Annotated in this window: 14 protein-coding genes, 1 tRNA gene and 1 pseudogene; 15 read left to right on the top strand and 1 reads right to left on the bottom strand. The window is 59.4% G+C overall.

The genetic code is table 11. The features are described from left to right. From tuf to rpoC, 12 genes and pseudogenes are all read left to right on the top strand, one after another. Positions 1 to 358 (top strand): annotated as a pseudogene (gene tuf, locus RWJ89_RS33085) (elongation factor Tu); the annotation flags it as partial. 202 nt (positions 359 to 560) lie between these two features. After that, on the top strand, positions 561 to 695 hold the full coding sequence (locus tag RWJ89_RS33080; protein WP_003547509.1) for a hypothetical protein: 135 nt from the start codon (positions 561 to 563) through the stop codon (positions 693 to 695). A 171-nt stretch (positions 696 to 866) separates the two neighbouring features. After that, entirely contained in the window at positions 867 to 1,760 is an 894-nt protein-coding gene (locus RWJ89_RS33075) for an NAD-dependent epimerase/dehydratase family protein (RefSeq protein WP_077981291.1), read from the top strand. Between the two features lie 168 nt (positions 1,761 to 1,928). Further along, a tRNA-Trp gene (locus tag RWJ89_RS33070) sits at positions 1,929 to 2,004 on the top strand. A 195-nt stretch (positions 2,005 to 2,199) separates the two neighbouring features. After that, positions 2,200 to 2,400: a preprotein translocase subunit SecE gene (secE, locus tag RWJ89_RS33065; RefSeq protein WP_003547514.1), complete on the top strand. Its 201-nt coding sequence runs from the start codon at positions 2,200 to 2,202 to the stop codon at positions 2,398 to 2,400. A 17-nt stretch (positions 2,401 to 2,417) separates the two neighbouring features. Next, the gene (gene nusG / locus RWJ89_RS33060) at positions 2,418 to 2,948 is read left to right on the top strand and encodes a transcription termination/antitermination protein NusG (RefSeq protein ID WP_003547516.1); all 531 of its coding nucleotides are present in this window, start codon (positions 2,418 to 2,420) and stop codon (positions 2,946 to 2,948) included. A gap of 176 nt (positions 2,949 to 3,124) precedes the next feature. Next, positions 3,125 to 3,556 (top strand): 50S ribosomal protein L11, encoded by a 432-nt coding sequence (rplK, locus tag RWJ89_RS33055; protein ID WP_003547518.1) that lies wholly within the window; start codon positions 3,125 to 3,127, stop codon positions 3,554 to 3,556. A 4-nt stretch (positions 3,557 to 3,560) separates the two neighbouring features. After that, entirely contained in the window at positions 3,561 to 4,262 is a 702-nt protein-coding gene (gene rplA, locus RWJ89_RS33050) for a 50S ribosomal protein L1 (protein WP_003547520.1), read from the top strand. A 329-nt stretch (positions 4,263 to 4,591) separates the two neighbouring features. Beyond that, positions 4,592 to 5,110, top strand: a complete 519-nt coding sequence (gene rplJ, locus RWJ89_RS33045; protein ID WP_003547522.1) for a 50S ribosomal protein L10 — start codon at positions 4,592 to 4,594, stop codon at positions 5,108 to 5,110. A gap of 58 nt (positions 5,111 to 5,168) precedes the next feature. Then, positions 5,169 to 5,546 (top strand): 50S ribosomal protein L7/L12, encoded by a 378-nt coding sequence (gene rplL / locus RWJ89_RS33040; RefSeq protein WP_020049535.1) that lies wholly within the window; start codon positions 5,169 to 5,171, stop codon positions 5,544 to 5,546. A gap of 263 nt (positions 5,547 to 5,809) precedes the next feature. Continuing rightward, positions 5,810 to 9,949, top strand: coding sequence for a DNA-directed RNA polymerase subunit beta (gene rpoB, locus RWJ89_RS33035; protein WP_020049536.1), 4,140 nt, complete (start codon positions 5,810 to 5,812; stop codon positions 9,947 to 9,949). 189 nt (positions 9,950 to 10,138) lie between these two features. Beyond that, a complete protein-coding gene (rpoC, locus tag RWJ89_RS33030) occupies positions 10,139 to 14,347 on the top strand; it encodes a DNA-directed RNA polymerase subunit beta' (RefSeq protein WP_026158635.1) in 4,209 nt (1,402 codons plus the stop codon). Between the two features lie 141 nt (positions 14,348 to 14,488). Here rpoC and RWJ89_RS33025 read toward each other — a convergent pair whose 3' ends face one another. Then, the gene (locus tag RWJ89_RS33025; RefSeq protein WP_003547528.1) at positions 14,489 to 14,782 is read right to left on the bottom strand and encodes a hypothetical protein; all 294 of its coding nucleotides are present in this window, start codon (positions 14,780 to 14,782) and stop codon (positions 14,489 to 14,491) included. Positions 14,783 to 15,279: 497 nt separating this feature from the next. On the opposite strand from RWJ89_RS33025, the gene rpsL reads away from it, so the two are divergent. The 3 genes from rpsL (at position 15,280) to fusA (ending at position 18,327) form a co-directional block, all read left to right on the top strand. Continuing rightward, entirely contained in the window at positions 15,280 to 15,651 is a 372-nt protein-coding gene (gene rpsL / locus RWJ89_RS33020) for a 30S ribosomal protein S12 (protein ID WP_003547537.1), read from the top strand. A 76-nt stretch (positions 15,652 to 15,727) separates the two neighbouring features. Then, positions 15,728 to 16,198 carry a 30S ribosomal protein S7 gene (gene rpsG / locus RWJ89_RS33015; RefSeq protein WP_011651422.1) on the top strand — a complete coding sequence of 157 codons (471 nt, stop codon included), beginning with the start codon at positions 15,728 to 15,730 and terminating at the stop codon, positions 16,196 to 16,198. A gap of 29 nt (positions 16,199 to 16,227) precedes the next feature. Then, a complete protein-coding gene (gene fusA, locus RWJ89_RS33010) occupies positions 16,228 to 18,327 on the top strand; it encodes an elongation factor G (protein ID WP_018068032.1) in 2,100 nt (699 codons plus the stop codon). Positions 18,328 to 18,393 lie beyond the last annotated feature (66 nt).

The raw sequence follows: 18,393 nt of genomic DNA, 5'->3' as shown, positions 1-18,393 counted from the left end.
CGCGCTGATCCGCGGCGTTACCCGTGATGGCGTCGAGCGTGGCCAGATCCTGTGCAAGCCGGGTTCGGTCAAGCCGCACAAGAAGTTCATGGCTGAAGCCTACATCCTGACGAAGGAAGAGGGTGGCCGTCATACGCCGTTCTTCACCAACTACCGTCCGCAGTTCTACTTCCGCACGACCGACGTGACGGGCATTGTGACGCTGCCGGAAGGTACGGAGATGGTGATGCCGGGCGACAACGTCACGGTATCGGTCGAGCTGATCGTTCCGATCGCGATGGAAGAAAAGCTGCGCTTCGCGATCCGCGAAGGCGGCCGCACCGTCGGCGCCGGTATCGTCGCGTCGATCGTCGAGTAACTTTCGAGTTATCCGCAATTATGAAGACCCCGCTGGAAACAGCGGGGTTTTTCATTTTCATGGCTTCGGGTAGGTTTAACAGGTGTTGTAAAAATATCGTTAAATTGCCCTGTCACAGTATTTTGTTCATCTCACGTTCAGAAACCGGTTTGTGATTGGACCATTGTAGTCCAGACTCCTTCTTGCAAAGAGGAGAGCCCGGATGATTCCAAAGGCCACATTCGCTGCTACGATATTCGCGATGTATGTTTTCACGATGTTTTTCATCGCTGCAATTCCGCAAGAAGTTGTTCAGTCTGCCGTCGTGCAGATTGGCGAGGTAAGTGTCGTCAAGTGACGACCTTTGCCGAGCATCGCAGGGTTCTGCGGTGATCGGAAGTAATCGGCCAGGTGCTCCCGGATAGGATGCTCCTGGCGACGCGGGGGTGAACCCTTGCGGGACGCTCGCTTGCTCTTCGCGCGGAAGCGTCTATCTATGCCTCCGATTTCATGACGCGGAGGATATTCCATGAAGAGACGTATTCTGTTCACCGGCGGTTCGGGCAAGGCAGGTCGCCATGCTGTGCCATGGCTCGTCAATGCCGGCTACGAGGTTCACAACCTCGATCTCGTGCCGCTGGATAGCCCCGGCGTCACAAATCTCATCGCCGACATCACCGATAGCGGTCAGGTGTTCAACGCGCTCTCGATGCATCGCGATTTTCCCGATCTCGATGCGGGCAGGGGCGTTCAGCCCTTCGACGCCGTCGTGCATTTCGCCGCCATCCCGCGCATCCTGATCAAGCCCGACAACGAAACCTTCCGCATCAACACGATGGGCACCTATAATGTCATCGAGGCGGCGGTGAAGCTCGGCATCCGGAAGATCATCGTCGCATCGAGCGAGACGACCTACGGCGTCTGCTTCGCCGAAGGCCATCGCGATTTCCACCAGTTCCCGCTGGAGGAGGATTACGACGTCAATCCGATGGATTCCTACGGCCTTTCCAAGGTGGTCAACGAAAAGACGGCGCGCGCCTTTGCCGAACGTTCGGGCTTCGACATCTATGCGCTGCGCATCGGCAATGTCATCGAGCCTGACGAATACGAGAAGTTCCCGACCTTTTTCGCCAATCCCGAGATGCGCAAGCGAATCGCCTGGAGCTATATCGACGCCCGCGACCTCGGGCAGATCTGCCATCTCTGCATCGAGAAGGACGGCCTCGGCTACCAGGTCTTCAACGCCGCCAACGACACGGTCTCGGCGAATACGCCATCGAAAGAGCTTGCCAAGCGATTCTTTCCGAACGTGCCTTTCACCCGCGAGATCGGCGAATATGAGGGACTGCTCTCCAACCGCAAGATCCGCGGGGTGCTGGGTTTTAAGGAAGAGCACGATTGGCGGAAATATGTGAAGGTCTGAACGGACCTTGGTTCCGCGATTGAAAGGCCGATCGTTCGCATATCAGGAGATTGGTTTTGAAAATCGAAAATCGTGCTTGCCAATCCCGTGTCGTCGTCTTAAAGGGAGCGCCATGCTTTTCAGCAGCGATTTGCGGGCCTTGGCCCTGGCGCTGAATGATCGGTATGAAGGGGTATAGCTCAGTTGGTAGAGCGGCGGTCTCCAAAACCGCAGGTCGTAGGTTCGAGCCCTACTGCCCCTGCCATTTTCCTGGATGCGGGACAGCGCGGACATGCTCGCGGCATTTCCGGTCGGGGATTGATTGGTGGTAAGTAATTTCGTTAAACTTCGGTTTCCCCCTTGTGTATTCGGAAATCGGTGTTTATTTAGGGTTCAACAGACACGCGGTGCGTGGGGCTGATAGTTTCAGCTTTACGCGCCGTAATTGCGTGGGCAGTCGATGGCATCCAAATCCAATCCGTTTGCGTTTCTGCAGCAGGTTCGCTCCGAGACGTCGAAAGTTACATGGCCGTCGCGCCGCGAGACCATGATCTCGACGGTCATGGTGCTGGTGATGGTGGTTTTCGCCGCGCTGTTTTTCTTTGCCGCTGACCAGCTGATCGGCTGGGCTCTGAGCTTCGTGCTGAATACCGGCAACTGATACGGGTGGAGATGAAAATGGCGGCACGTTGGTACATCGTCCACGCATATTCAAATTTTGAAAAGAAGGTGGCTGAAGACATCGAGAACAAGGCTCGCCAGAAGGGGCTTGAGCATCTGTTCGAGAAGATCCTCGTGCCGACTGAAAAGGTGGTGGAAGTGCGTCGCGGCCGCAAGGTCGATTCCGAGCGCAAGTTTTTCCCGGGCTATGTCATGGTTCGTGCCAATCTGACCGACGAAGCCTACCACCTGATCAAGAATACGCCGAAGGTCACAGGTTTCCTCGGCTCCGACAATAAGCCCGTTCCGATTCCGGATTATGAAGCCGAGCGCATTCTCGGTCAGGTTCAGGAAGGTGTCGAGCGGCCGAAGGCCTCCATTACCTTCGAGATCGGCGAGCAGGTCCGCGTTTCCGACGGTCCGTTTGCCTCGTTCAACGGCACGGTTCAGGATGTGGACGAAGAACGTTCGCGCCTGAAGGTGGAAGTGTCGATCTTCGGCCGCGCAACGCCGGTCGAGCTGGAATACGCTCAAGTCGAGAAGGTCTGATTGCAGAAAATGGAAGCTGGCCCTTGCGGCCTGTTTCCTGCGGACCTTGTCCGCACCCGCGTGGAAGGTGAGGGGTCTTAGCCGGACCCTAAGGATCCGCACCACGCAACCGCAGCCGCCGGAGAGATCCGGCATCACGGGCCGGGCAACCGGCCGTTCATGAAAGGCAGAGAGATATGGCTAAGAAAGTTGCAGGCCAGCTCAAGCTTCAGGTCAAGGCAGGATCGGCAAATCCGTCCCCGCCGATTGGCCCGGCGCTTGGTCAGCGTGGCATTAACATCATGGAATTCTGCAAGGCGTTCAATGCCGCCACGCAGGAAATGGAAAAGGGCATGCCGATTCCGGTCGTCATCACCTATTACCAGGACAAGTCCTTCACCTTCGCGATGAAGCAGCCGCCGGTCAGCTACTGGCTGAAGAAGGAAGCGAAGATCACGTCTGGTTCCAAGACGCCCGGCAAGGGCGCTAAGGCCGGCTCCCTCACCAAGGCTCAGATCAAGTCGATCGCAGAAGCCAAGATGAAGGATCTGAACGCAGCGGATATCGAAGGTGCAATGGCGATGATCGAGGGCTCTGCCCGCGCCATGGGCCTGGAAGTGGTGGGTTAAGATCATGGCTGGTAAGCGCACGCAGAAGATCAACGAAGGTGTTGATCCCACCAAGCTCTACGCTCTGACCCTGGCCATCGGCATGGTCAAGGAACGGGCTGTCGCCAAGTTCGACGAAACCATCGAAGTCTCGATGAATCTCGGCGTCGACCCGCGTCATGCGGACCAGATGGTTCGTGGCGTCGTCAACCTGCCGAACGGCACGGGCCGCACGGTTCGCGTCGCCGTCTTCGCTCGTGGCGCCAAGGCTGACGAAGCCAAGGCCGCTGGTGCCGATATCGTCGGCGCCGAAGACCTCGTCGAAATCGTCCAGGGCGGCAAGATCGAATTCGATCGCTGCATCGCCACCCCCGATATGATGCCGCTCGTCGGCCGTCTCGGTAAGGTTCTCGGTCCCCGCGGCATGATGCCGAACCCGAAGGTCGGCACCGTCACCATGGATGTCGCCGGAGCCGTCAAGGCTTCCAAGGGCGGCGCTGTCGAGTTCCGCGTCGAGAAGGCTGGCATCGTCCATGCCGGTATCGGCAAGGCCTCGTTCGACGCCAAGGCTCTGGAAGAAAACATCCGCGCCTTTGCTGACGCCGTCATCAAGGCGAAGCCGGCTGGCGCCAAGGGCAACTACGTCAAGCGCGTGGCGATTTCCTCGACCATGGGCCCGGGCGTCAAGATCGAGCCCGGCTCGGTCACCGGTGCTCCGGCTGCGTAAGTTTATGGCCGGGCTTTAAGTCCGGCGACTGAATTTCCGGCCTCGCAAGGGGCCGGAATATTCCGGAGAAATCCGGAATCCTGTCCGAGATTGCAGGTGGTTTTCCCTTAATCACTGTGCCTGCATGAGACGGGTAAGACCCGAATTGCAAGAAGTTCGCTTCTAGGAACTCGGTTCGAGCCTTGGATGCCTTGTGCCTCTTTAGCCTTGATTGGCGCGAGAGCGCGGGGGGACAGGATCCTCAAGCGTCGCTTGGGATCTCGCATGATCCCAGGAGGCAAAAGGCAACCGGCGGGCCCATTTTCGGTCCCGCCAACTGGAGATAGGCAGTGGAAAGAGCGGAAAAACGCGAATTCGTCACGGAACTGAACGAAGTCTTCAAGGCTTCGGGCTCAGTTGTCGTGGCCCACTATGCTGGTGCCACAGTCGCGCAGATGAACGATTTTCGTTCGAAGATGCGCGCAGCTGGCGGCACCGTCAAAGTCGCGAAGAACCGCCTGGCCAAGATTGCCCTTCAGGGTACGGAAGCGGAAGGGATGTCCAATCTCTTCAAGGGTCAGACGCTGATTGCATACAGCACCGATCCGATCACCGCTCCGAAGGTCGTCATGGATTTCGCCAAGACCAATGACAAGATCATTGTTCTGGGCGGCGCCATGGGAACAACCACGCTCAACGCCGATGCAGTCAAGTCGCTTGCGACCCTGCCTTCGCTCGATGAGCTGCGTGCGAAGCTGCTGGGCATGATCCAGACACCGGCTACCCGCATCGCAGGGGTTGTTGCAGCACCGGCAAGCCAGCTTGCCCGCGTGTTTGCGGCCTACGCCAAGAAGGACGAAGCCGCGTAAGGCGGTTTTTCGCTGTTTATAATCAACCGGTTCGAACCGAACAAAAGGAACTAGTAAAATGGCTGATCTCGCAAAGATCGTTGACGACCTCTCCTCGCTGACCGTTCTGGAAGCTGCAGAACTGTCGAAGCTTCTCGAAGAAAAGTGGGGCGTTTCCGCTGCTGCTCCGGTAGCTGTTGCTGCCGCTGCCGGCGGTGCTGCTGCTGCTGTCGTTGAAGAAGAAAAGACTGAATTCGACGTCATCCTCACGGATGTCGGCGCCAACAAGATCAACGTCATCAAGGAAGTCCGCGCCATCACTGGTCTCGGCCTCAAGGAAGCCAAGGATCTCGTTGAAGCCGCTCCGAAGGCTGTCAAGGAAGGCGTCAACAAGGCTGAAGCCGCTGACATCAAGAAGAAGCTTGAAGACGCTGGCGCCAAGGCCGACGTCAAGTAATCTTGAACTGCTTTTGGGAGGCAGTATCTCTACTGCCTCCCATTTGCCGTTTTTCTGAACGAATTACCCAAAAGCCGCGTCGAAACGGCTTTTGGGTAATGGGTTCTTCAAAAGGATGGTCTCGCACCGAGGGCAGCACAGCAATCCGAGCTGAGCGTTTTCTGGGGTCGGACGAGATTGAACTACTCATTGATTGACGGGATCGACTGGCCATCGGTTCCCGTCCGTTGCAGGCCCGGGTGCAAGATTTTGAAGGAGCGACGATGGCTCAGACCCTTTCGTTCAACGGTCGCAGGCGCGTACGCAAGTTTTTTGGTAAGATCCCCGAAGTCGCAGAAATGCCGAACCTCATCGAGGTTCAGAAGGCATCCTACGACCAGTTTCTGATGGTTGAAGAGCCGAAGGGCGGCCGACCCGATGAGGGTCTTCAGGCCGTCTTCAAGTCGGTTTTCCCGATCACCGATTTCTCCGGCGCATCCATGCTGGAATTCGTGTCCTACGAGTTCGAACCGCCGAAGTTCGACGTTGACGAATGCCGTCAGCGCGACCTGACCTATGCAGCGCCGCTGAAGGTGACGCTGCGCCTCATCGTGTTCGATATCGACGAGGATACCGGCGCGAAGTCGATCAAGGACATCAAGGAACAGTCCGTTTACATGGGCGACATGCCGCTCATGACCAACAACGGCACGTTCATCGTCAACGGCACCGAGCGCGTCATCGTCTCCCAGATGCACCGTTCGCCGGGCGTCTTTTTCGACCACGACAAGGGCAAGAGCCATTCGTCCGGCAAGCTGCTCTTTGCTGCGCGCGTCATCCCTTATCGCGGTTCCTGGCTCGATATCGAATTCGACGCCAAGGACATCGTCTACGCTCGTATCGATCGCCGCCGCAAGATCCCCGTGACGTCGCTGCTGATGGCGCTCGGCATGGACGGCGAGGAAATTCTCGACACCTTCTACACGAAGTCGCTCTACAAGCGCGACGGCGAAGGCTGGCGCATTCCCTTCAAGCCGGAAACGCTGAAGGGTGCCAAGGCGATCACCGAGATGGTCGACGCCGATACCGGCGAAGTCGTCGTGGAAGCCGGCAAGAAGCTGACCCCGCGCCTGCTGCGCCAGCTCTCCGACAAGGGCCTGAAGGCACTCAAGGCCGCCGATGACGATCTTTACGGCAACTATCTTGCCGGCGACATCGTTAACTACTCGACGGGTGAGATCTACCTCGAGGCCGGCGACGAAATCGACGAGAAGACGCTCGGCATCATCCTGGCGAACGGCTTCGACGAGATCCCGGTTCTCGGCATCGACCACATCAATGTCGGCGCCTATATCCGCAACACGCTGACAGCCGACAAGAACGAGAACCGTCAGGACGCTCTGTTCGACATCTACCGCGTCATGCGTCCGGGTGAGCCGCCGACCATGGAATCGGCCGAAGCCATGTTCAATTCGCTGTTCTTCGATGCGGAGCGTTACGACCTCTCCGCCGTCGGCCGCGTCAAGATGAACATGCGCCTCGACCTGACCGTCGAAGACACCGTCCGCATCCTGCGCAAGGACGACATCCTGGCCGTGGTCAGGATGCTGGTCGAACTGCGCGACGGCAAGGGCGAGATCGACGACATCGACAACCTCGGCAACCGTCGCGTCCGTTCGGTCGGCGAGCTGATGGAAAACCAGTACCGTCTCGGCCTGCTGCGCATGGAGCGCGCGATCAAGGAACGCATGTCCTCGATCGAGATCGACACGGTGATGCCGCAGGATCTGATCAATGCCAAGCCGGCAGCTGCTGCCGTGCGCGAATTCTTCGGTTCCTCGCAGCTCTCGCAGTTCATGGACCAGGTCAACCCGCTCTCGGAAATCACCCACAAGCGCCGTCTTTCGGCTCTTGGCCCGGGCGGTCTGACCCGTGAGCGCGCCGGCTTCGAAGTCCGCGACGTGCATCCGACCCACTATGGCCGCATCTGCCCGATTGAAACGCCGGAAGGCCCGAACATCGGTCTCATCAACTCGCTTGCGACCTTTGCCCGCGTCAACAAGTACGGCTTCATCGAAAGCCCGTACCGCCGCATCGTCGACGGCAAGGTGACGAGCGACGTGCTCTACCTCTCCGCCATGGAAGAGGCGAAGTACTACGTCGCCCAGGCCAATGCCGAGATGAACGCTGACGGTTCCTTCGTCGACGAATTCGTCGTCTGCCGTCATGCCGGCGAAGTCATGCTTGCCCCGCGCGACAGCATGAACCTGATGGACGTCTCGCCGAAGCAGGTCGTTTCGGTCGCAGCCGCACTCATCCCGTTCCTGGAAAACGACGACGCCAACCGCGCGCTCATGGGCTCGAACATGCAGCGTCAGGCAGTGCCGCTGCTGCGTGCCGAAGCTCCGTTCGTCGGAACCGGCATGGAGCCGGTCGTTGCCCGTGACTCGGGCGCTGCCATTGGCGCCCGCCGCGGCGGCGTGGTCGACCAGGTCGACGCGACGCGTATCGTTATCCGCGCCACGGAAGACCTCGAAGCCGGCAAGTCCGGCGTCGATATCTACCGCCTGCAGAAGTTCCAGCGTTCGAACCAGAACACCTGCGTCAACCAGCGCCCGCTGGTCACCGTCGGTGACGAGGTCAACCGCGGCGACATCCTCGCCGACGGCCCGTCGACCGATCTCGGCGACCTGGCGCTCGGCCGCAACGCACTCGTCGCGTTCATGCCCTGGAACGGCTATAACTACGAAGACTCGATCCTGCTCTCCGAGCGTATCGTTGCCGACGACGTGTTCACATCCATCCACATCGAGGAATTCGAAGTGATGGCGCGCGACACCAAGCTTGGTCCGGAAGAAATCACCCGCGATATTCCGAACGTTTCGGAAGAAGCGCTGAAGAACCTCGACGAAGCCGGCATCGTCTATATCGGCGCCGAAGTTCAGCCGGGCGATATCCTCGTCGGCAAGATCACCCCGAAGGGCGAAAGCCCGATGACGCCGGAAGAAAAGCTTCTGCGCGCCATCTTCGGCGAAAAGGCCTCCGACGTGCGCGACACATCCATGCGCATGCCGCCCGGCACTTACGGCACCATCGTCGAAGTCCGCGTCTTTAACCGCCACGGCGTTGAAAAGGACGAGCGCGCGATGGCGATCGAGCGCGAAGAAATCGAACGTCTGGCAAAGGATCGTGACGACGAGCAGGCGATCCTCGACCGTAACGTCTACGGCCGTCTGATCGAGATGCTGCGCGGCCAGGCCTCTATTGCCGGCCCGAAGGGCTTCAAGAAGGGAGCCGAGCTTTCGAACGCCGTCGTCTCCGAATATCCCCGCTCGCAGTGGTGGATGTTCGCGGTCGAAGACGAAAAGGTCCAGAGCGAGCTCGAAGCGCTCCGCGGTCAGTACGACGAATCCAAGTCGCGCCTCGAACAGCGCTTCATGGACAAGGTCGAAAAGGTCCAGCGCGGCGATGAAATGCCCCCTGGCGTCATGAAGATGGTCAAGGTCTTCGTCGCCGTAAAGCGCAAGATCCAGCCGGGCGACAAGATGGCCGGCCGTCACGGGAACAAGGGCGTCGTCTCGCGCATTGTTCCGGTGGAGGACATGCCGTTCCTCGAAGACGGCACGCATGTCGACGTCGTTCTGAACCCGCTCGGCGTGCCTTCGCGCATGAATGTCGGCCAGATCCTGGAAACCCATCTGGGTTGGGCTTGCGCCGGCATGGGTCGCCAAATCGGCGAACTGATCGACGCATACAAGGCCAATGGCAACATTGAGCCGCTGCGCAAGACCATCGGCGATGTCGTCGGAGACGGCCCCAAGGCCGAACAGGTCCACGAGTTCGACGATGACTCGGTTCTGCGTCTCGCCGACCAGTGGAAGCGCGGCGTTTCGATTGCGACGCCTGTTTTCGACGGCGCGAACGAAGCCGACGTCAACGACATGCTGCGTCTGGCAGGTCTCAAGGATAGCGGTCAGTCGACGCTCTATGACGGCCGTACCGGCGAACAGTTCGACCGCCAGGTGACCGTGGGCTACATCTACATGCTGAAGCTCAACCACTTGGTCGACGACAAGATCCATGCTCGTTCGATCGGTCCTTACTCGCTAGTGACCCAGCAGCCGCTGGGCGGCAAGGCGCAGTTCGGCGGCCAGCGCTTCGGCGAAATGGAAGTCTGGGCGCTCGAAGCATACGGCGCGGCCTACACGCTGCAGGAAATGCTGACGGTGAAGTCGGACGACGTCGCCGGCCGCACCAAGGTCTACGAAGCCATCGTCCGCGGAGACGACACGTTCGAAGCCGGTATTCCGGAAAGCTTCAACGTTCTCGTCAAGGAAATGCGCTCGCTGGGCCTCAGCGTCGAGCTCGAGAACACCAAGCTTGACGAGGCGCAGGCAGCTCAGCTGCCCGACGCGGCCGAGTAAGCACTTGATAGGGCGTGCGCTGCCAATGCGGCGCACGCCGGTCCCACCGGGCGCCGATCCGTGTCGGCCCGGAAGGGAAGTTTCGCCGCATCCAGCGGTTATTCTCGTTTAAGCGAGGGAGGCGGCTCCCGGGAATTCGCCGCCGACCATCGCATTTTGAGGGCGCTTTAGCCCATGAAGGAGACAGGCATGAACCAAGAGGTCATGAATCTTTTCAATCCGCAGGTGCCTGCACAGAATTTCGATTCCATTCGGATTTCGATCGCGTCTCCGGAGAAGATCCTCTCCTGGTCTTACGGTGAGATCAAGAAGCCGGAAACCATCAACTACCGTACGTTCAAGCCGGAACGCGACGGTCTGTTCTGCGCGCGCATCTTCGGGCCGATCAAGGACTACGAATGCCTGTGCGGCAAGTACAAGCGCATGAAGTACAAGGGCATCATCTGCGAAAAGTGCGGCGTCGAAGTCACGCTGTCGCGCGTTCGCCGTGAGCGCATGGGCCATATAGAGCTCGCTGCTCCCGTTGCCCACATCTGGTTCCTGAAGTCGCTGCCATCACGCATTTCGACGCTGCTCGACATGACGCTGAAGGATGTCGAGCGCGTCCTCTACTTCGAAAACTACATCGTCACCGAGCCGGGCCTGACCGCCCTGAAGGAGCACCAGCTCCTTTCGGAAGAAGAGTACATGCTCGCCGTCGACGAATACGGCGAAGACCAGTTCACCGCGATGATCGGCGCCGAGGCGATCTACGAGATGCTGGCCTCGATGAACCTCGAAAAGATCGCTGGCGACCTTCGCGCCGAGCTTGCCGACACCACGTCGGATCTCAAGCAGAAGAAGCTGATGAAGCGCCTGAAGATCGTCGAGAACTTCATGGAGTCGGGCAACCGTCCGGAATGGATGATCATGAAGGTCGTTCCGGTCATCCCGCCGGATCTGCGTCCGCTGGTGCCGCTCGACGGCGGCCGTTTCGCGACGTCGGATCTGAACGATCTCTACCGCCGCGTCATCAACCGTAACAACCGTCTGAAGCGCCTGATCGAGCTTCGTGCGCCTGGCATCATCATCCGCAACGAAAAGCGCATGCTGCAGGAATCCGTTGACGCGCTGTTCGACAACGGCCGTCGCGGCCGCGTCATCACCGGCGCCAACAAGCGTCCGCTGAAGTCGCTCTCCGACATGCTGAAGGGCAAGCAGGGCCGCTTCCGCCAGAACCTGCTCGGCAAGCGCGTCGACTATTCCGGCCGTTCGGTCATCGTCACCGGTCCGGAACTGAAGCTGCACCAGTGCGGCCTGCCGAAGAAGATGGCGCTCGAGCTCTTCAAGCCGTTCATCTATGCCCGCCTCGACGCCAAGGGTTACTCCTCGACCGTCAAGCAGGCCAAGAAGCTGGTCGAAAAGGAAAAGCCGGAAGTCTGGGATATCCTCGACGAGGTCATCCGCGAGCATCCGGTTCTCTTGAACCGCGCACCGACGTTGCACCGCCTGGGCATCCAGGCCTTCGAACCTATCCTGGTCGAAGGCAAGGCGATCCAGCTGCATCCGCTCGTCTGCACGGCCTTCAACGCTGACTTCGACGGCGACCAGATGGCCGTCCACGTGCCGCTGTCACTCGAAGCCCAGCTCGAAGCCCGCGTGCTGATGATGTCGACCAACAACATCCTGCATCCGGCCAACGGCGCGCCGATCATCGTTCCCTCGCAGGACATGGTTCTCGGCCTCTACTATCTGTCGATCCTCAACCAGAACGAGCCGGGCGAAGGCATGGCCTTCTCCGATCTCGGCGAGCTGCATCACGCCCTCGAAAGCAAGGTCGTGACGCTGCACACCAAGATCCGCGGCCGCTTCAAGTCGGTCGACGAGGATGGCAAGCCTTACTCGAAGATCTATGAGACGACGCCTGGCCGGTTGCTCATCGGCGAACTGTTGCCGAAGAACGGCAAGGTTCCCTTCGATATCTGCAACCAGGAAATGACCAAGAAGAACATCTCGAAGATGATCGACACGGTCTATCGCCATTGCGGCCAGAAGGACACGGTCATTTTCTGCGACCGCATCATGCAGCTCGGCTTCGCCCACGCCTGCCGCGCCGGCATTTCATTCGGCAAGGACGACATGGTCATTCCGGATGCCAAGGCCAAGATCGTTGCCGACACCGAAAACCTGGTGAAGGAATACGAGCAGCAGTACAATGACGGCCTCATCACTCAGGGCGAGAAGTACAACAAGGTTGTCGACGCCTGGGGCAAGGCGACCGAAAAGGTCGCCGAAGAGATGATGGCCCGCATCAAGGCGGTTGAATTCGACGAGAAGACCGGTCGCCAGAAGCCGATGAACTCGATCTACATGATGAGCCACTCCGGTGCCCGCGGTTCTCCGAACCAGATGCGCCAGCTGGGCGGCATGCGTGGCCTCATGGCCAAGCCGTCGGGCGAAATCATCGAGACGCCGATCATCTCGAACTTCAAGGAAGGCCTGACCGTCAACGAGTACTTCAACTCGACGCACGGCGCCCGTAAGGGTCTGGCAGACACCGCCCTGAAGACCGCCAACTCCGGCTACCTGACCCGCCGTCTCGTCGACGTCGCGCAGGATTGCATCGTCACGCATGTCGATTGCGGAACGCAGACGGGCCTCACCATGACCGCCATCGTCGATGCCGGCCAGGTGGTTGCCTCGATCGGCGCCCGTATCCTCGGCCGCACGGCGCTCGATGACATCGATCATCCGGTCACGGGTGAGCGCATCGTCGATGCCGGCAGGATGATCCTCGAGCCCGACGTCGTCGAAATCGAGAAGGCCGGCATCCAGTCGATCCGCATCCGCTCGGCACTGACCTGCGAAATCCAGACGGGCGTCTGCTCGGTCTGCTACGGCCGCGACCTCGCGCGCGGTACGCCGGTCAATATGGGCGAAGCCGTCGGCGTCATCGCTGCTCAGTCGATCGGCGAGCCGGGCACCCAGCTCACCATGCGTACCTTCCACCTTGGTGGTACAGCAACCGTGGTCGACCAGTCGTTCCTCGAAGCCTCGTACGAAGGTACGGTGCAGATCAAGAACCGCAACATCCTGCGCAACTCCGATGGCAACCTCGTTGCCATGGGCCGCAACATGACCGTCCAGATCCTGGACGAACGTGGTGTCGAGCGGTCGTCGCAGCGCGTGGCCTACGGTTCGAAGCTGCATGTCGACGAAGGCGACAAGGTCAAGCGCGGCCAGCGCCTGGCAGAGTGGGACCCCTACACCCGTCCGATGATGACGGAAGTGGCCGGTACCGTTCAGTTTGAGGATCTGGTCGACGGTCTTTCCGTTCTGGAAGCGACCGACGAATCGACCGGCATCACCAAGCGTCAGGTCATCGACTGGCGTTCGACCCCGCGCGGCTCGGACCTCAAGCCGGCGATCGTCATCAAGGATGCCAGCGGCAATATCGCGAAGCTGTCTCGTGGCGGTGACGCTCGCTTCTTCCTCTCGGTCGATGCGATCCTGTCGGTCGAGCCGGGCACGAAGGTCTCCCAGGGTGACGTTCTCGCCCGTTCGCCGCTCGAAAGCGCCAAGACCAAGGACATCACCGGCGGTCTGCCGCGTGTTGCCGAGCTGTTCGAAGCCCGCCGTCCGAAGGACCATGCCATCATCGCAGAGATCGATGGTACGATCCGTCTCGGCCGTGACTACAAGAACAAGCGTCGCGTCATCATCGAGCCGGCGGAAGACGGTGTCGAGCCTGTCGAATACCTGATCCCGAAGGGCAAGCCCTTCCACCTTCAGGAAGGCGACTATATCGAAAAGGGTGACTACATCCTCGACGGTAACCCGGCTCCGCACGACATCCTGGCGATCAAGGGCGTGGAGGCTCTGGCCTCCTACCTCGTCAACGAGATCCAGGAAGTCTACCGCCTGCAGGGCGTCGTCATCAACGACAAGCACATCGAGGTGATTGTCCGTCAGATGCTGCAGAAGGTTGAGATCACCGATGCAGGCGACTCGACCTATATCGTCGGCGACAATGTCGACCGGATCGAGCTCGAAGACGTCAACGATCACCTGATCGAGCAGGGCAAGAAGCCAGCCTATGGCGATCCGGTTCTTCTCGGCATCACCAAGGCATCGCTGCAGACCCCGTCCTTCATCTCGGCCGCGTCCTTCCAGGAAACGACGAAGGTGCTGACGGAAGCTGCGATCGCCGGCAAGACCGATGGCCTGCAGGGTCTGAAGGAAAACGTCATCGTCGGCCGCCTTATCCCGGCCGGTACCGGCGGCACCATGACCCAGATCCGCCGCATCGCCACGTCGCGCGACGAGATGATCCTCGAAGAGCGCCGCAAGGGCACGGGTGCTGCCGTCGCCACGCCCATGCTGCAGGACATGGCCGAAAAGGCTCCGGCTGCGGAATAATCCGCAGCTGAAGTCGATGAATTGAAAAACCGCCCGGAGCGATCCGGGCGGTTTTTCATATTTAGGTTGCTCTGATAGGACGGGCGGGGAGGGAGGCTGCTTCCGCTTATGCTGCCTTGACAGCGTGAGCGGCGGCTCCCTTCAGTTGAACCGGATGATCGCGACTTCCCCTTCGACGGCGCCCTGGTAGGCAGATGCGTGTGGCTCTTCGGCCGGGACCTCGGTCAGCATGCCGATCTGGTCGAGATCGGCCTCGATGAAGCCTTCCTCGGCAAGGGCGTTCAAGGCCTCGCGTACGGCAGTGTCGTCGTCAGGCGCCTTCAGCATGATGTGCAGGTCGATGCCTTCGCTGGCGTCGGACTCGTAGCCCTTGCCGATGATGATGAAGATCATCGGGCCGTCGAAATTATTGTCGTTATCAGGTGTTGTGATCATCGCCTGTCCTTCGGCTCTTTGACGATTCGGTCGCTCGAATCCTGCTGTGAGGGCCGAACGCCGCAATTGCTGATTCCTTAACTGTTTTTGCTGCAATGCCCAAGTTTTTATCTTGGTGCACGCCCGTCAATTCGTCTAGAAGGATGAAACAGGGCGTTCGGCCGGCATATCAAGGCGATACGGCGAGTTTATTTCTTAACCGGCCTTGACGAGACGGGTGGAAACCAGTAGTACCCCGGCCATCAGATCCCATGTGAGGCTTGGCTGTTCGGGGCGACTCGCCCTGAAGTTCACCTCAAACAAGGTTCTAAACGCACGTTGAAGTCATGATGCTGCACGCACGACGCATATTCTATGCGTCCTCTGCTCCTTGTGGTCCATCTGCGGAAGCGGATCGGGCCATATTTTGCGCATTGACGGAAAGCATGCGTCACTGCCGGAGACGGCGCGAGTTCAAGCCCGCAAGGGTACTGAGATAAAACGTAAGGGATGGTTGAATGCCTACCGTAAACCAGCTGATCCGCAAGCCTCGCCAGGCGAACGTAAAGCGTAACAAGGTTCCCGCACTCCAGGAGAACCCGCAGAAGCGCGGCGTTTGCACGCGCGTCTACACGACGACGCCGAAGAAGCCGAACTCGGCTCTGCGTAAGGTCGCAAAGATCCGCCTGACCAACGGCTTCGAAGTCATTGGTTACATCCCCGGCGAAGGTCACAACCTTCAGGAACACTCCGTCGTCATGATCCGTGGCGGCCGCGTCAAGGACCTTCCGGGTGTCCGTTATCACATCATCCGCGGCGTTCTCGATACTCAGGGTGTCAAGAACCGCAAGCAGCGCCGCTCCAAGTACGGCGCGAAGCGTCCGAAGTAATTCGGTTTTTGAATAATCCGGCGCTGCGCGAGGTCCTCCGCGTCATGAAGCGCCTTAACGGTTGAAGAGACAAAATATGTCCAGACGTCATAAAGCAGAAAAGCGCGAAATCAATCCGGACCCGAAGTTCGGCGATCTCGTCGTCACCAAGTTCATGAATGCCATCATGCTCGACGGCAAGAAGTCCGTTGCTGAAAACATCGTCTACGGTGCGTTCGACGTTGTCCAGGGCAAGGCCAAGCAGGAGCCGCTCACGGTATTCCATTCTGCGCTTGAGAACATTGCGCCGCACGTTGAAGTTCGCTCGCGTCGTGTCGGTGGTGCGACCTATCAGGTCCCTGTCGATGTTCGTCCGGAGCGCCGCCAGGCTCTTGCTATTCGCTGGCTGATCGCTGCTGCCCGCAAGCGCAATGAAACGACTATGGTTGACCGCCTTTCCGGCGAACTGCTCGATGCGTCCAACAACCGCGGCTCCGCCGTCAAGAAGCGCGAAGACACGCACAAGATGGCTGACGCCAACCGTGCGTTCTCGCACTATCGCTGGTAATTCCGAACGGTATCGAAAGGCAGTCCACAATGGCTCGCGAATATAAGATCGAAGACTACCGCAATTTCGGTATCATGGCGCATATCGACGCCGGCAAGACCACGACCACCGAGCGTATTCTTTATTACACCGGCAAGTCGCACAAGATCGGCGAAGTCCACGACGGCGCAGCCACCATGGACTGGATGGAGCAGGAGCAGGAGCGTGGCATCACGATCACCTCTGCTGCCACCACGACCTACTGGAAGGGCCGTGACGGCAAAATGCGCCGCTTCAACATCATCGACACTCCCGGCCACGTCGACTTCACCATTGAAGTCGAGCGTTCGCTGCGCGTTCTCGACGGCGCCATCGCGCTGCTCGACGCCAACGCCGGTGTTGAGCCGCAGACGGAAACCGTCTGGCGTCAGGCCGAGAAGTACAATGTCCCGCGGATGATCTTCTGCAACAAGATGGACAAGACCGGCGCGGACTTCTACCGCTCCGTCGAGATGATCAAGACCCGTCTCGGTGCAACGGCTGTCGTCATGCAGCTGCCGATCGGTGCGGAGACCGAATTTAAGGGCGTCATCGACCTGGTCGAGATGAACGCACTCATCTGGCGCGACGAGTCGCTCGGCGCCCAGTGGGATGTCGTCGAGATCCCCGAGGACATGAAGGCCAAGGCTGAAGAATATCGCGAAAAGCTGATCGAGACGGTCGTCGACATCGACGAAGCCGCCACCGAAGCATACCTCGAAGGTATTCTGCCCGACAACGATCAGATCCGTGCGCTGGTTCGCCGCGGCACGATCGACGTCAAGTTCCACCCGATGTTCTGCGGCACTGCCTTCAAGAATAAGGGCGTGCAGCCGCTGCTCGACGCCGTCGTCGACTATCTGCCGTCACCGATGGACATCCCGGCGATCAAGGGCATCGACTTCAAGACGGAAGCCGAAATCGAGCGTCATGCCGACGACAGCGAGCCGCTTTCCATGCTCGCCTTCAAGATCATGAATGACCCCTTCGTCGGTTCGCTGACCTTCGCCCGCATCTACTCCGGCAAGCTCGAAAAGGGCGCGTCGGTCATCAACACGGTCAAGGACAAGCGCGAGCGCGTCGGCCGTATGCTGCAGATGCACTCCAACTCGCGTGAAGACATCGAAGAAGCCTTCGCAGGCGACATCGTGGCTCTCGCCGGCCTCAAGGAAACCACGACAGGCGACACGCTCTGCGATCCGCTGAAACCGGTTATCCTCGAGCGCATGGAATTCCCGGAGCCGGTCATCCAGATCGCCATCGAGCCGAAGACCAAGGGCGACCAGGAAAAGATGGGCCTCGCGCTCAACCGCCTGGCTGCTGAAGATCCGTCCTTCCGCGTCAAGACCGACCAGGAATCAGGCCAGACCATCATCGCCGGCATGGGCGAACTGCATCTCGACATCATCGTCGACCGCATGCGTCGTGAATTCAAGGTCGAAGCAACCGTCGGCGCGCCGCAGGTTGCCTACCGTGAAACCATCACCCGGACGCATGAAGAAGACTACACGCACAAGAAGCAGTCCGGTGGTACCGGCCAGTTCGCGCGCGTCAAGATCGTCTTCGAACCGAACCCGGAAGGCGACGAATTCAAATTCGAATCGAAGATCGTCGGCGGTTCCGTTCCGAAGGAATACATCCCCGGCGTCCAGAAGGGCATCGAAAGCGTTCTGTCTTCGGGTCCGCTCGCAGGCTTCCCGATGCTCGGCGTCAAGGCAACCCTCATCGATGGCGCCTTCCACGACGTCGACTCCTCGGTTCTCGCCTTCGAAATCGCATCGCGTGCCTGCTTCCGTGAAGCAGCCAAGAAGGCCGGCGCTCAGCTGCTTGAGCCGATGATGAAGGTCGAAGTCGTCACCCCGGAAGATTACGTCGGCGACGTTATCGGCGACCTGAACTCCCGTCGCGGTCAGATCCAGGGCCAGGAAAGCCGTGGTATCGCCGTCGTCATCAACGCGAACGTCCCGCTCGCGAATATGTTCAAGTACGTCGACAACCTGCGCTCCATGTCCCAGGGCCGCGCCCAGTACACGATGACCTTCGATCACTATTCGCCGGTCCCGTCGAACGTCGCAACTGAAATCCAGGCAAAGTATTCCGGTCAGAAGTGACCGGAATACCAATTGACCGATAACAAGAATTAGATCCCTTCGGGGACTAGCAAAACGGAGACCCGA

The sequence above is a fragment of the Rhizobium sp. 10PS4 genome (assembly GCF_032464805.1).
In the GTDB taxonomy this organism is placed as follows: Bacteria; Pseudomonadota; Alphaproteobacteria; order Rhizobiales; family Rhizobiaceae; genus Rhizobium; species Rhizobium laguerreae.
This window is presented reverse-complemented; position numbering and strand designations above follow the sequence as displayed.